9 protein-coding genes are annotated in these 14884 nt (G+C 52.7%); 4 read left to right on the top strand and 5 right to left on the bottom strand.

The features are described from left to right. Positions 1 to 414 precede the first annotated feature (414 nt). From paoC to MUG06_RS17710, 5 genes are all read right to left on the bottom strand, one after another. Entirely contained in the window at positions 415 to 2613 is a 2199-nt protein-coding gene (gene paoC / locus MUG06_RS17730; protein ID WP_243079672.1) for an aldehyde oxidoreductase molybdenum-binding subunit PaoC, read from the bottom strand. Between the two features lie 3 nt (positions 2614 to 2616). Next, positions 2617 to 3567, bottom strand: a complete 951-nt coding sequence (locus MUG06_RS17725; protein ID WP_215844792.1) for a xanthine dehydrogenase family protein subunit M — start codon at positions 3565 to 3567, stop codon at positions 2617 to 2619. Next, positions 3564 to 4208 carry an aldehyde dehydrogenase iron-sulfur subunit PaoA gene (gene paoA / locus MUG06_RS17720; protein ID WP_243079478.1) on the bottom strand — a complete coding sequence of 215 codons (645 nt, stop codon included), beginning with the start codon at positions 4206 to 4208 and terminating at the stop codon, positions 3564 to 3566. Before paoA ends, MUG06_RS17725 begins: the two co-directional genes overlap by 4 nt. A 448-nt stretch (positions 4209 to 4656) precedes the next feature. Next, on the bottom strand, positions 4657 to 5982 hold the full coding sequence (locus MUG06_RS17715) for a uracil-xanthine permease family protein (RefSeq protein WP_243079477.1): 1326 nt from the start codon (positions 5980 to 5982) through the stop codon (positions 4657 to 4659). A gap of 54 nt (positions 5983 to 6036) precedes the next feature. After that, a complete protein-coding gene (locus MUG06_RS17710; RefSeq protein WP_243079476.1) occupies positions 6037 to 7161 on the bottom strand; it encodes an aryl-sulfate sulfotransferase in 1125 nt (374 codons plus the stop codon). 196 nt (positions 7162 to 7357) lie between these two features. Between MUG06_RS17710 and MUG06_RS17705 the strand changes: the two genes are divergently transcribed. The 4 genes from MUG06_RS17705 (at position 7358) to MUG06_RS17690 (ending at position 14829) form a co-directional block, all read left to right on the top strand. After that, the gene (locus tag MUG06_RS17705; protein ID WP_243079475.1) at positions 7358 to 8365 is read left to right on the top strand and encodes a substrate-binding domain-containing protein; all 1008 of its coding nucleotides are present in this window, start codon (positions 7358 to 7360) and stop codon (positions 8363 to 8365) included. A 603-nt stretch (positions 8366 to 8968) separates the two neighbouring features. Then, positions 8969 to 11077, top strand: coding sequence for an Ig-like domain-containing protein (locus tag MUG06_RS17700; RefSeq protein ID WP_243079474.1), 2109 nt, complete (start codon positions 8969 to 8971; stop codon positions 11075 to 11077). Further along, entirely contained in the window at positions 11071 to 12747 is a 1677-nt protein-coding gene (locus MUG06_RS17695; protein WP_243079473.1) for an Ig-like domain-containing protein, read from the top strand. The genes MUG06_RS17700 and MUG06_RS17695 overlap by 7 nt, the downstream gene beginning before the upstream one ends. Before the next feature lie 933 nt (positions 12748 to 13680). After that, positions 13681 to 14829 (top strand): autotransporter strand-loop-strand O-heptosyltransferase, encoded by a 1149-nt coding sequence (locus tag MUG06_RS17690; protein WP_243079671.1) that lies wholly within the window; start codon positions 13681 to 13683, stop codon positions 14827 to 14829. Positions 14830 to 14884: the final 55 nt, after the last annotated feature.

Genomic DNA, 14884 nt, shown 5'->3' with positions numbered 1-14884 from the left:
TCCAGTTCTTCAAAGAGTCTGGTTACGCGGGGAAAGTAGAGTGTAAAAAATTATTTAAATGGCTGGTGGTAGCCAAACTGATACCTTTGTCGCTTAAGATTCTCGCGGCTATGAGTCCTGAAACCGGCGCAATTTTCGCGTAGCAACGTCAAAATGCTCTGTATGAAAAAAATATGATAAAAAGCCGCCCCGTGTTTTTCCCTTCAGATACTTGCCCGTCCCGGCAGTATCAGAAAATCACACATTAAATCAGTCCAGGAAATCTCAAGACACCGGTAGATACGCTAAAAGGTTACAAATATCCCAATATGAATGCCCAGCGCTGATCTGCATGGAAGGTCAGTCCAGGCTTGTCCGCTGTTTAAGCATCCTTGCTACGTTGCTGGATAACTGACAAGCCTGTGATAACGCATATTATGCCAAGGCGGGAAGTCCCTTCAGTAGCTTATCCAGTGTTACCGGATAATCTCTCACACGAACGCCGGTGGCGTTGTAGATCGCGTTAACGATGGCCGAACTGACACCACATAAACCCAGCTCACCCACACCTTTTGCTTTCATGGGCGAGGAGATAGGGTCAGTGTCATCCAGAAAAATGACCTCCTGCTCAGGAATATCGGCATGAACGGGCACTTCATAGCCGGCCATATCGTGGTTTACAAAATAGCCCAGTCGCTTATCGACTATCAGCTCCTCCATCAGTGCCCCACCTAGGCCCATCGTCATTGCACCAATCACCTGGCTTCGTGCGGTCTTGGGATTGAGAATACGACCGGCTGCGCAAACCGCCAGCATGCGGCGAACTCTGACTTCACCCGTTGCAATATCAACCCCGACTTCAACGAAGTGCCCTGCAAACGTTGACTGCTGATACTGCTCATCGAGATCACCAAACTCAATGCTGTCCTCTACGGTAAGGGGAGCTTGAGCAGCAGCAGCAGCAAGCGGTGCACTACTGTTCCCGTCATGTACCTGACCATCACTGAAGGTGGCATTTTGGGGGTCAAACCCAAATTTGGCTGCGACAGCCTCGCGGAGTTTCACGCAGGCCGCATAAACACCTGACGTAGAGGTGTTTGCTCCCCATTGACCGCCTGAGCCTGCAGAAACCGGAAAGCTCGAATCCCCCAATCGCACAACAACCTGGTCAATGGAGACACCCATCATTTCTGCTGCCGTCTGGGCGATAATGGTGTAGCTGCCGGTGCCGATATCGGTCATGTCGGTTTCGACGGTAATGGTGCCTTTATCATCTAAATGCACACGTGCACCCGATGTCGCCACCATATTATTACGAAAGCCTGCCGCCACGCCCATTCCTACCAGCCAGCGCCCCTCTCTGACCATTGCCGGTTTAGCGTTGCGGCGGCTCCAGTTAAAATGCTCCGCTCCGGTTTTAAGGCACTCAACCAGCTGACGGCGCGAGAAAGGGCGATCGGGATTAGCGGGATCGACTTGGGTATCGTTGAGAATGCGAAACGCGATGGGATCCATGCCCACTTTTTCTGCGATTTCGTCAATCGCAATCTCCAGTGCCATCAGACCCGGTGCCTCACCCGGTGCTCGCATTGCGTTTCCTTCGGGAAGATCGAGCTTCGCCAAACGCAATCCTGTCAGGCGATTAGCGCCAGCATAAAGCAACTCTGTTTGCTGAACCGCTGTTTCTGGCGTGCCATCCGGTAGATTACCAGACCAACTTTGATGTGAGATGGCCGTAATATGACCGTCGCGATCTGTGCCGATACGAATGTGTTGAATGGTTGCCGGACGGTGGGTCGTATTATTCGGAATCATAGGTCTTGGCAGCATGACCTTAACGGGGCGATTTATCGCGCGCGCCCCCAGCGCTGCCAGTAGCGCATCGCTACGCAGAAACAGCTTGCCGCCAAATCCACCACCGATATAGGGCGAAATCACGCGTACCTTCTCTACAGGCATATTGAGTGTTTTGGCCAAATCGGTACGACACCAGTCAATCATCTGATTAGATGTCCAGACAGTAAGTTTGTCATCCTCCCAGATAGCCATAGAAGCGTGAGGTTCCATGGCCATATGACTTTGGTCAGGTGTCGTGTATTGCGCATCTAACTTGATCTCAGACGTGGCGAAAGCGCTGTCAAAATCACCGACCTTTTTATCGGTCTCGCCTTCGGGAGGCGTCGTTACGGTGGGTTTTTCATGTGCGAGATCATAGGCACCGGGCTCACGCTCGTACTGAACGTTAACCAGCGTCGCCGCTGCGCGTGCCTGTTCAAACGTCTCCGCTACCACGAGTGCAACAGCCTGGTGGTAGTGTTCAATGTTGTCGCCAGCCAGCAGTCGGGCAGCATTTCTCTCACCTTTATCCAGTGGGCCAGCATTTTCAGCAGTGACGACGGCAAGCACACCGGGTGCACGCTTCGCTGCCTGGGTATCGACAGCAGTGATTTTGCCTTTTGATATAGGGGCGCCGACAACATAACCATAAGCTGCATCGGGTGCTTCGGTATGCCATTCATAGGCATAATGCGCTAAACCGGATGTCTTCAATGGGCCATCTATACGACTTAACGGCTGACCAACCACGTTGAGCTGATCAATGGGATTATTCCCTGCGGGCTTTTCGAATTTCATCATTTATCCTCTCGCTTCCGCCAGTACCGACGCGAGCGTACGCTTCGCCAGAGTGATCTTATATTCGTTTTCAGCGGTGGGTTGCGCGCTGGCGAAGAGCCGATCGCATACCGGTTGAGCGCCATGAATAATTTCTTTATCCGCGTCCTCTAACCGCCACGGTTTATGGGCAACGCCGCCAAGCGCAACGCGGCCTGATTTATCAGGAAATATGACGGCGGCGACTGACACCAGAGCAAACGCATAAGAGGCGCGATCGCGCACTTTACGATAAATATGCGTTCCACCCAGCGGTGGGGGAAGGGTGACCGCAATAATAAGCTCCCCGGGATGCAAGACAGTTTCCAGATGAGGAGTGTTTCCCGGCGCACGATAAAAATCAGCAATGGGAATAGTGCGTTCACTCCCATCCGGGCTGACGGTTTCCACGACTGCATCCAACAGACGCATAGCGACGGCCATGTCGCTGGGATGGGTGGCGATACAATCATCGCTTGCACCTACGACAGCATGTTGACGACTGAAGCCATCAAGTGCAGCGCATCCGCTACCCGGTAATCGTTTATTGCAGGGCTGATTGGTGTCATAGAAGTAAGGACAACGGGTACGTTGAAGCAGATTACCTGCTGTTGTCGCCTGATTGCGCAACTGTCCAGAGGCGCCTGCTAACAAAGCGCGCGATAACACGCCGTAATCGCGTCGAACTCGAGAGTCTGCGGCTAAATCGGTGTTACGAACCAGCGCACCAATGCGTAGCCCACCTTCCTGAGTCGCTTCGATTTTATCCAGTTCAAGGCCGTTAACATCAATCAGATGGGATGGTGCTTCGATTTCAAGCTTCATCAGGTCGAGCAAATTGGTTCCGCCCGCAATGAATTTAGCCCCTGAATGTTGCAGCGCACTGGCAGCTGCCTCAACGGGGGTTTTTACCCGTTCATAGGTGAAAGCTTTCATGATTTTTGCCCCTCCGCAAACTCTTCAATCGCAGCAAGAATGTTGGAATAGGCACCGCAGCGGCAGATATTACCGCTCATACGCTCACGTATTTCATCGGCAGTGACTTCAGGCGTGGAAACCAGATCGTGAGTGACGTGGCTGGGAATGCCCGCTTTGATTTCTTCAAGAACCGCAACCGTTGAACAGATCTGACCGGGTGTGCAGTAGCCACACTGATAGCCGTCATGCTTGATGAACGCCGTCTGTAAAGGATGCGGCTTTCCAGGCGTGCCCAGACCTTCAATGGTGGTGATCTCAGCATCGTGCTGCATGACCGCCAGGGTGAGGCAAGCGTTGATCCGTCGCCCATTAACGATAACCGTACAGGCGCCACACTGACCGTGGTCACACCCTTTTTTCGTTCCCGTGAGTTTAAAATGTTCACGTAGTGCATCAAGCAGTGTGGTGCGGGTATCGACTTCCAGCTGTTGATGATTGCCGTTCACTTTTAGTGAGATTTTCTCTAACGAAGGCGGGGGTGTTGCTGATGATGCATTAACGCCAAAAGCAGCATCTGACGATACTGTGGCGGCGGACGCGGCCCTGAATTTTTCACCGACCGCATTGTGGTGAGGTTTTGTCTCGCGTTGGCTGCTCATGCCAAACCTCCAGTAATTAAAAAAGACAATGGACAAAAGTTGGAATAAAACGGTTTTTGAAAAATTATTGAAGGTTAAGCATAGTCGGCATCTTCAAAAGAATTATCCGTATTGTCTACATGGCTTTATGAACAGGGCTGATAACCGATATTTTGATTCATTGAAATGAGAGGCACATATTCCGGCGAACGCACTCCCCCGCGCTGCAAATGCCTTTGTGACGCGGGAGCATGGCCTGAATGAAGGTGTATTTCAGTCACTACAAGCGGCATTGTGGTGCGGGTATCGGCTGAAGGTGGAAGGCTACTGTCAGTGAGTTGTTAAAAAGGATACTTGTTAAAACTAACAAGTATCCTCAATGTGTAATAACGGGTGATAGGGTATCTACATCACTTGAGCGTTTGATATTTTAAACAACTGTTCAGCGCGTTGCAGCAGCCCTCTAAACTCACCGATTTACCCTTGCTACAGTCCGTTTTTCGCTCATTAAAAACAGCGAATTTACGATGATTGCGGTCAGGGTTCCGGCAGCCATGCCGTTACCCAGAACCATCTGTAAGGCTGAGGGTAAATTCTGATAAAGGCCAGGGACAAGGATCGGCAACATTCCCATGGCCAACCCGCTGGCTAATGCATAGGTTTTCCCCGGCATGTGCAGCGATTCACGGGAAATCATTTCGATTCCGATCACCCCAATTATGCTGAAGACAATGACAGCCGTGCCGCAAACAACCGGGCCGGGCAAGCCGGCTGCAAGGCGTACCAGAGGCGAAAACACGGCAATCAGGATCAACAGTAGGCCAGCTATCGCTGTGACGTGGCGTGATTTTACGTTGGTTGTACGCACAACGCCGATATTCTCGCCGGAAGTGATAATAAGAGAGGTTCCGAAAATCCCGCCAAGCAGCGACATGATGGCATCTCCACGAATAGTCCGTGGGATTGTTTTATGGACGTTTTGAGTAGAATTAACGATCTCAGCTGTCGCAATCGTTTGCCCGGTTGCTTCAGCCATAGAGATAACGGCATAAATAAGTAAAGGCAGCGAGGCTGAGATATTAAATACCGGCCAGCCGAACGGGAAAAACTGCGGTACGCTTAGCAGCGGGCCGTGGCTGACACCGCTAAAGTCAGTCACGCCGAGCAGGACGCCGAGCAATGTTCCCGCCAGTAGGCCAAACATCACTGAAAGCTGACGCAGAATACCGGTAAAGACAAGCGCAAAAACCAGCGTGATCAGGATAGTACCCAGCGCCAACACAATGTTGGTTGACGGTGCAAATTGAGCATTGGCTGGATGCGTAGTAATGAGCCCGCCATACAGACGTATCAAGTTAACGGAGACCAGCAGCAACATAATACCAATGATAAACGGTGGAAAATGGTGCAGGAAGCGGCGGAAAACGGGCAGGGCGATAAAGTAAAACAGCGAAGTTAATATCACTGCGCCAATTGCCGTCTGGATAGTGGTCTGCAAAGCGATCGCAATGAAAATCGCTATTGGAGCACCGCCCGGAACCATGATAAACGGCAGCCGTGCGCCGAAACTTCCGATGCCAAGGCTTTGTAAGATTGCACCCAAGCCGCACATCAGAAACGTCGCGCTCAGTACCGAGAGGGTGATCGCATCAGTGAAATGGAGTGCATTAGCAATCAGGAAAACCGCGGTGATCGGTGTGGCTGCGACAACCATTACATGCTGAATCGCCAGCAACAGCTTAGTTTGCCAGGGCAAGGCTTCATTATCCGGTGCTGCGGAATCAGGTAGCGGCATATTGCCTCCCATCAACATTTAAAATAACCGCCAGCACAAGCTGGCGGAGAAAGGTTATTTCAGCCACGGAATGGCATCTGCGCTATAGCGATGCGCGCGAAACGTGCTGTTATGCTTGCCGGGGATAACACCGTTACTGAGATGTTCCGGGTATTCATTGAAATGCGGGATGATGTATTCCCACACCGTTTCACCCTGCGGCGTCACTTCAAACAGGCGGCCAAATGCTGACTCACAGATAAACGTATTGCCATTCGCCAGTCGCTGCGCGCTTCCCATATAGGGTGAGAAAAAAGCGGGCGGAAAAATGTCGCGATACTGCCATGTGATGGCTTTAGTCTGGGGATCAAACTCCAGTATCGTCGAGTGCGGTGAGGTCACTCCGGGGCGCAGATTGCCGTTATCAAAAACCAGAATCGAGCCATTCTCCATCTCAACCGGGGTATGCTGTTGAGCGACAACGTCCGGGCCGGCGTGCCAGACAACCTTACCGCTCTCTTTCGCCACCGCAATGACGCCAGAGGTGGTGCGCAGACTCATCAGCACAAGGCCATCTCGGGTAACAGACAAACCGTTAATCATCGGCCAGTGGCGGCGGTCAAAAATGTCATGGACCGGGAAATCCTCCGGCGCCAGATGCTCCCAGGCACGCCATTCCCAGACGACTTTTCCCTCTCGAGTGACCTCTTTTACGATATCGCTCTGAATGATGCCGTCGGGTGCATCGCGACGGGGATCGCCGCCTGTCACGCGTGCCGCTATCTCTGTGGGTAATGGGGCTGCCGTGGTATACAGCAGATTACCGTTCGCCAGCCATTGCGCGTCATGATGGTGAAAAATATCTTCGTAATGCCACACCACTTCATTATCTGGAGTGACTTCATAGAAATCACCGCCGTGCCAGAGATCCCACGCCGGGTAGAGTTGCGCTGAGTTACGGTGGCTCCCGTTATAACCCAGATTGCCGTTAGGAAGCAGAACAGCATCCCGTCCGGCACGGACCGGTAATTGCCACTGATGCGCAACGTTTCCTTCGTCATCGATCAGATAGACTCGACCGTCGGCTGTTTGTGGGGCGAAAAGAGTATAACCGCCAAAGCTTTTTGCTTTATCCGCGAAAGTCAGTCCGGTTGGACGGCGTCCGAGCGTAAAAGAGGGATCCTGATTTGAGTGTGCCACGTAAGCTCCTGTAGAAACATCTGTCGCTAAATTCGTCATTAAAACGTTTTAATGGAAACAGTAGACATTAACTTCTGCTCAAGCGCTACCTCTGAACAGCCATTCAGTAATATGATTTTGTTATGAATTAGGTCTGAAATTTATACCTGAGCAAATGTGTTACCCTGACCGAAAAATGTCAGGGATTACCAACACCATGCCAGTACAAGATAAAAAACGCGCAAAGTTGATTGATGTTGCACGCCTGGCCGGCGTTTCCCCGGGTACGGTATCCAATGCGCTTCATAACACCCGTTTTGTTGAACCTGAGACAAGACAACGTATTGAACAGGCGATCCAGGCGCTGAACTACACACCGAATATTCGCGCTCGCCAGCTGCGTACCGGAAAAACCAATACGATTGCGCTGCTCTCATCGTTACCGCTGTCTATTGCTTCCGGGGCGTCAAAACTGGGCTTTATGATGGAGGTTGCACTCACCGCGGCGATTATGGCGTTGGAAAAACAGCACGCGCTGATACTTGTGCCGCCAGGCAAGAACCCGCTGGATACCGTAACTTTCGATGCCGCTATTCTGCTTGAACCCGCTGAAAACGATCCGCAGCTGCTGGCGCTGGAACAGGCGGGGATCCCTTGTGTCACCATTGGCCGTACGCCGGGAACAACCACGCCAGTGCCCTGGGTTGATCTGCATTCCGCGACGACGGCTGATTTATTGCTAACGCACCTGGCGGCGGAAGGCGCGAGTCAATGCGCGCTGTTTGTCGGCAACATACGCCGCACCTCCACGCTGGAGACGGAAGCCACCTATCGCCTCTGGTGCGAAGAACGGCAGACGCCGGTGATTTATTACCTTGATGAAGAGCAGGGCGAAACTGCCGGTTATCAGGCTACGCACCAGTTGCTGCAGGATAATCCCGAGGTGGATGGCGTACTGATTCTGGTTGATACCTTTGCCAGCGGAGCCATCCGCGCCTTTCATGAAACAGCAACGGAGATACCGCAAAGGATGCGGTTAGTGACTCGCTATGATGGCATTCGGGCACGAGAATCCCAGCCACCGCTAACGGCGTTGAACCTGCACCTTGATGAGGTCGCCCGTCAGGCCATTACGCTGCTGTTTGAGGTTTTGGCGGGGCATCACGTTCTCAGTAGTGCTGGACAGAGGCCCGAACTGATAATTAGAGCCTCAACCCGAACCTGATATCCAGGAGATTGTGCAAGGTAATGACCACGAGAGGGTGGCGCGTTTATGAAACCCCGCCTGGCATCAACTCTCGCCTCCCTTAACCGTAAAGCGCGGGCTGGCTGCCTGTCAGATCGCGGTGCCGAAAAGACGGGTTATCGCTACCAAAGAACTGTGGGGCAAAAGCCAGATTGAATGCCCTGCGGCCGACTCGGCATAGCCATCCAGCCAGGTGCGGTAAGACCCGAGGCGTGAGTAAGGTGAGATAAAGCTGTTGACCGTGCGGAATTCTGCGCAGCCTGAACATGAGCGCGAGTCCGCATCTGTCGTGCGATTGGGGCGGACGGCAGTGAACAACAACTGATATGACGTACCGGAAGACTAAATGGAGGCGATGCCGAGTTTGCTCTCTGGCTTATCCAGCAAACGAAGACTGCGTTTTGCAGCCTGAGGTCGTAACGCGTCATCATTCCTCCAAGGAATAATTTTTGAAAAGTGAGAAATCCGCCAAATTCGAGTTTCGTCTTATACATCCTCGCTCTTGTCTCTGAGAAAATTCTGTAATTCTCCAGGTCGTTCAAATTAACGGGCTGGCCTGTTACTTTTTTTTTGGACAAGAAAATGACAATCATCCCTTTGAATCTGACCTTACTCAACGACGGCATGGCGTCTCAACGCGTGACGTTGCCTCAGGGCAAGCCGTTTCATCTCAACGCTGTTGCGGGCAACCGCTATCTCATTACCCAAGGGGCAACGAAAGACGCCTCAGCTCCTGATAAGCTGAAACTGAGCCGTAAAGACAATCATCTTGAAGTCCGCATTGACGGCGATGAGCAGCCGCAACTGATTATTCTTGATTACTACGAGCAGCCAGGCGATGTGCTGGGCGTTGACGCCCACGGTGATCTGCATGAGTACGTCAGCGCCGATGCCGCCAGCGGGGAAGCAGAAGCATTCGAAGATAATTACAGTGCCGTGATGGTTATGAGCCGCAATTCCGCGGGTCCGCTCGAGGCTTTTTATCCGATAAAAGACTACGGCTTTCTTAAGGCGGCGGCCGCCTTTGCCGGTTTACTGGGCTTGGGCGGCGTCGTTCTTGCCATGCAGAACCAGCACAGCGGCCCGGCTGATAAAATCCCAGCACCGACTATTGTCCAAGGCCATGATAATTTCGGCAGCGTCACCGGTTCGTTGCAACAGGGGGCCGTAACCAACGACCCGTCGCCTGATATCAGCGGCCAAGGCAGTAAACCTGGCAACATTATCCATATTTACGCAAACGGCGAGCTGCAGGGTTCGGCCGTGGTTGGCGAGGATGGCAGTTGGATATTTACGCTGCTGTCCCTATCTGAAGGCACGTATCAGCTAACAGCAACGGAAACCAGTGTCGAGGGCAAGGTTAGCCCGGCGTCCGTTAAGTTTGAGCTGAATATTGATCTGACGCCGCCTGCGGTCTCGATTGACAGCGTGACAGATGACGTCGGTGGCCTGACCAGCAAAATCTCTTCCGGCGGGCTGACCAACGACAACCAACCGCTGTTGAGCGGCCAGTCGGAACCCGGTGCACTTATTGAAATCAGTATTGATGGTCGGGTAGTCGGCAGTGTTATCGCTGGTGCCGACGGCAGTTGGGCGTTTCAGGCACCTAGGTTAGGTGAGGGTGAGCATCGCTTCTCTGCCACCGCCACCGACACGGTCGGCAACACCAGTCTGCCGACTGTGGATTATCCCATCACTATTGATACGGTTGCGCCGGACGTCAGCATTAACACTGTGCTGGATAACGTCAGCGGTGGCATAGAGGGCGGCAATCACATCGGCAACAATGGGCTGACCAACGACAGCCGCCCGGTTATGAATGGCAGCACGGAGCCGGGCAGCCTGGTAACGATTTACGACGGCGCAAACGCAATCGCCAGCTTCGTCACCACCACGGCGAACTGGACGTGGCAGTATCCGGCGGGCGGGCGCTTCAGCGACGGTACGCACCTGCTGACGGTGAGGGCGATCGATCCGGCCGGCAACGTTTCTGCGATCTCCGAAAGCATCACCCTCAACGTCGACACACAGGCCGCGCCATCGGTGCTGAGCAGCATCACCGACGCGGTGGCGGGCGGCGTGACCGGCGCGATTGCTAACGATGGCACCGGGCTGACCAACGACAGCCGCCCGGTTATCAGCGGCAGCGCGGAGCCGGGCAGCATGTTGACGATTTACGACGGCGCAAACGCGATCGGCAGCTTCATCACCACCACGGCGAACTGGACGTGGCAGCATCCGGCGGGCGGGCGCTTCAGCGACGGTACGCACCTGCTGACGGTGAGGGCGGTCGATCCGGCCGGCAACGTTTCCGCGATCTCCGAAAACATCACCCTCAACGTCGACACGCAGACCGCGCCGACGGTGCTGAGCGGCATCACCGACGCGGTGGCGGGCGGCGTGACCGGCGCGATTGCCCTCGACGGCACCGGGCTGACCAACGACAGCCGCCCGGTTATCAGCGGCAGCGCGGAGCCGGGCAGCCTGGTAACGATTTACGACGGCGCAAACGCGATCGGCAGCTTTGTCACCACCACGGCGAACTGGACGTGGCAGCATCCGGCGGGCGCGCGCTTCAGCGACGGTACGCACCTGCTGACGGTGAGGGCGGTCGATGCGGCCGGCAACGTTCCGCGATCTCCGAAAGCATCACCCTCAACGTCGACACCCAGGCCGCAACGCCGGTGCTGAGCGGCATCACCGACGCGGTGGCGGGCGGCGTGACCGGCGCGATTGCTAACGACGGCACCGGGCTGACTAACGATGCACAGCCGATGCTACAGGGGACGGCGGAGGCGGGTAACCTGGTGACGATTTATAGTGGTGACGTTGCTGTCGGCAGCGTCCGTGCCGACGCCGTAACGGGGGCCTGGAGCTGGCAGTTCACGGGCAGTGATAAGTTTGATGAAGGAAAGCACGTGCTGACCGTGCGGGTGACCGACATGGCAGGGAACGTCTCTGCGCCGTCTGAGCGTTTTATCATCACCGTCGACACCCTACTTTCTGACCCAGTGGGTGATGTGCTATGGGACGGCGAAACGTTGACGATAAAGTTTGAAAGCACCCAATATCAAGTGGGTGATACGATGATATTGTTGATTGACGGTGTTGAACTGCAGTTCGTGCTAAGCCCTGATGTTCTGGCCGCTGGCAGCTTAAGCTTACCCTGGTCGTCAGAAACCTCGGGTAACTTTGATCAGTTGGTCATTACGGTGAGAGACTTGGCCGGAAATATTTCTCCCAGCAGAACACTGGAAAAAAACAGCGCAATTTTGCATCAAGAGGATTTTGAGACGCAGCCGTCAATCACATTCAGCGACGGCCAAGTTTTTAATTTTCCGGGCTTCGATGTTAATGTCATCAATGCTGCTTCTGGAGGATTTTTCATGGGTATCCCCAACTGGGAAACTCCTGCTCCAACAATGGCTTTGACCTTTTTTGGAGGGATGAAAATTGAACTGGCCCTGCCAACCGCTGATAGCGATTATATCTCGTTTACGGCGGGTGACTTTAATAATACAGAACAGTTTACTGTGGTGTTTTATGACCACCTCGGCCGTGAAGTCGATCGTCAGGTCTTATCGCCTTCAGGTGGTTTAATCCAGGAAATAAAGGCGACAGTGCCCTACGGTAAGACGTTTTCCAAGGTCAGCCTTGAACTGGATTCGTCTGGCGTTTGGATTGATAATATCGTTATGGGTAAAACAGACTACAAACTGGCAGCAGTCACGAGTTTTGACCTCAGCCCGCTAAGCAACAATGCTTCTGACGTAAACGATGAGTCTTATAAGGCGCTCGACTTACGTCTGCCAAGTTCTCCTGAACCTGCTGTGCAGGATATGCCGCTAAAAGTTGAAAGCACAGGGCTCTTGGCCACAGCAAGCACAGGCAATCTGGCGATCCATGACTTAGTCAATAGTGGTCGCAGCACCGATTCCTGGAGCGACGACATGGCTAATGCCTCGCATAAACCGGCAGATATAGCTCAAGCAGCGGTGAGTTCATTTAGCTTTGAATATGACTATGGCAATGAGACCGAAATTTCGCTCAATACGGGTGCTCTTATCAATCTTGAACAGCAGAATATCAACACGATCAGTTTGAACCTGGAGGACGTACTCTTCACTGGCGGCAATGATCTGTTTATTGAGGACGGCAAAACACAGTTAATGGTCACAGGGGAGCCAGGGACTGAACTGAAACTGAATGATTTGCTTCCAGATGGCAGCGACAGCGGCGAGTGGAGCAGTGTCGGGAATGTGAAAGTGGCCGGTGTAGAGTATGCCGTGTATGGACACAGCAACCAGGCGACAGAAATATTAGTGCAACTGGGCCTCAACATCACGCTGGATAATAACTAACTTTAACCCTGTAGACGCATCATCCGTGGTGCGTCTGCCAAAAAAAATGCACTAATTTTTCGCTTATCTGGCTGTAACGAGCAATTAAAACCGGCCACTGATATAAACACATTGATGTGGTCGGCCTTTACTCATCCGGCGATCTGCTTCGCAGCCGAGAATGCCATTTTTTCAGGTTATAGAAACTGTCGATATAATTAATGACGTTTACAACGTCAAATAGCACCGATAATTAAAGTGCGCATAATCAAGATTATGTTAAATAATGGATTTTCAGTTTAATACGAAGCCAGCGAATCTCATCGCCTCCCTTTCAGCATGTTAACTCAACACACCCTTTTCTTTTTTAATTATGAGGCATGATATTAGCGTTGCGGCTAATGAAACTTTAGGGCGTAACTGTGCAAAAGTTTTATTTAGCGATGGACGGCGCTACCGCTCAAATATGATTCAGACGAATTGGGAATCGCATCTTAAGTGGGCAAAGCTGAAGGTGAAATGGGCCAACTATTATGGTCGCGTTTAAATTGATTAATCGCAGCTCCCATCATCTATACAGGCAATACTTCTGCCGTTTGATAAAACAATTTTGATCATCCAAGGCGAAGAGTCTTGGTCATTCAACGACATATGAATCTTAACGTAATAACAATCAAAATTTGCGTTTTCACACTCTAAATAATTTTTCTTCGTTTCCGATAACCATGCCCAACAGAGATAGAAACAAAAACCGTTTTGTTTTTACATCAAAGGTTCTCGATGAAACAGCTATTCCCACGCTTTCCCGTTATGCCACATCCGGCCAACCGCGTTTACCTGATTCTATTCAGGGGGTAAGCCGTGACTGGATATCAATCAGGATCAACCGCTGCCCACGCCACCCTACCTCAGGGCCAGAACGTCACACAATATCCTTTCGTTTCTCCGCCAGCACTGCCGAGTATTCAGGGGCCGGCTGGCATTCTTTATGATTTTAACGACGGCGCGCGCGTGCTGCTGCCAGAGGGACGCTGGCGCGTTGCCCTATTGGACGACGATTCGGGCAATATCCTGTTTCACTGTGAATCAGGTGCCGGCTGGGTAACGTCAGCAAAAAAATATTTTATCCGCTTTCGCATTCAAGTCTGGCGCGGCGACGAAACGTCCCCACTGCTGGATGAAGTTCTTTCGCTGAAAGATCGCGATGTCCTGATTTCCTTTCCCGTCGGCACGCTGGGTGACCTGCTGGGCTGGTTTCACTACGCTGAACGCTTCCGCCTTCAGCACGGATGTCGGCTTGAGTGCAGCATGGCACAGAACATCATTACGCTGCTGGAAGAACAATATCCTGACATTCGATTCTCCGTGCCGTCCGCCGCTATGCGCTCACCCTACGCTACCTATCGAATCGGCCTGTTCTTTGGCGGCAACGATACGCACCAACCTGTGGACTTCCGTCAAACAGGTTTCCACCGCATCGCCGGACATATCCTCGGGGTCGATCATCGGGAAGAAGCGCCACGCCTGAATCTTAGCGCCACGCGAACCATTGCTGAGCCTTACGTCTGCATTGGTGTGCAATCCACCTGCCAGGCGAAGTTCTGGAATAACGGCAGAGGCTGGGCTGAGGTTGTCACGCATTTAAAAACGCTGGGCTATCGGGTCCTTTGCATTGACCGCGACCCTACTACCGGTCACGGATTTGTCTGGAACCATATCCCCTACGGTGCTGAAGACTTTACCGGAAACCTCCCGTTGCAGGCGCGAGTAGACCTGCTCAGACATGCCAGCTTTTTCATTGGGCTTGCCAGCGGGCTTTCCTGGTTGGCATGGGCAGCACAAATCCCGGTGGTGCTCATCAGTGGTTTCAGCCTGCCAGGCGCTGAATTCTATACCCCATGGAGGGTGTTCAGCAGCCACGGATGCAGCGGCTGCTGGGACAGCCTTAACGAAAAATTCGATCACCAAGACTACTTTTGGTGCCCCCGGCACAAGGGGACAGAACGACAGTTCGAGTGCACTCGGCTGATAACCGGGAAACAAGTAAACGGCGTGATTGATCGTCTCAATGCGCAGCTGCGTGAAAACGGAAACATTCACTAAATAAAACCCGTGCGTGAACAGAGCTTTCACGTATGGCAACAAAAATTTTAAGGGG

The organism is Pantoea sp. MQR6, from assembly GCF_022761075.1.
GTDB classification, from domain to species: Bacteria; Pseudomonadota; Gammaproteobacteria; order Enterobacterales; family Enterobacteriaceae; genus Pantoea; species Pantoea phytostimulans.
This window is presented reverse-complemented; position numbering and strand designations above follow the sequence as displayed.

Coding starts and splice junctions, on each gene's coding strand:
- paoC (WP_243079672.1), bottom strand. CDS start 2,613: ATGAAATTCGAAAAGCCCGCAGGGAATAATCCCATTGATCAGCTCAAC.
- MUG06_RS17725 (WP_215844792.1), bottom strand. CDS start 3,567: ATGAAAGCTTTCACCTATGAACGGGTAAAAACCCCCGTTGAGGCAGCT.
- paoA (WP_243079478.1), bottom strand. CDS start 4,208: ATGAGCAGCCAACGCGAGACAAAACCTCACCACAATGCGGTCGGTGAA.
- MUG06_RS17715 (WP_243079477.1), bottom strand. CDS start 5,982: ATGCCGCTACCTGATTCCGCAGCACCGGATAATGAAGCCTTGCCCTGG.
- MUG06_RS17705 (WP_243079475.1), top strand. CDS start 7,358: ATGCCAGTACAAGATAAAAAACGCGCAAAGTTGATTGATGTTGCACGC.
- MUG06_RS17700 (WP_243079474.1), top strand. CDS start 8,969: ATGACAATCATCCCTTTGAATCTGACCTTACTCAACGACGGCATGGCG.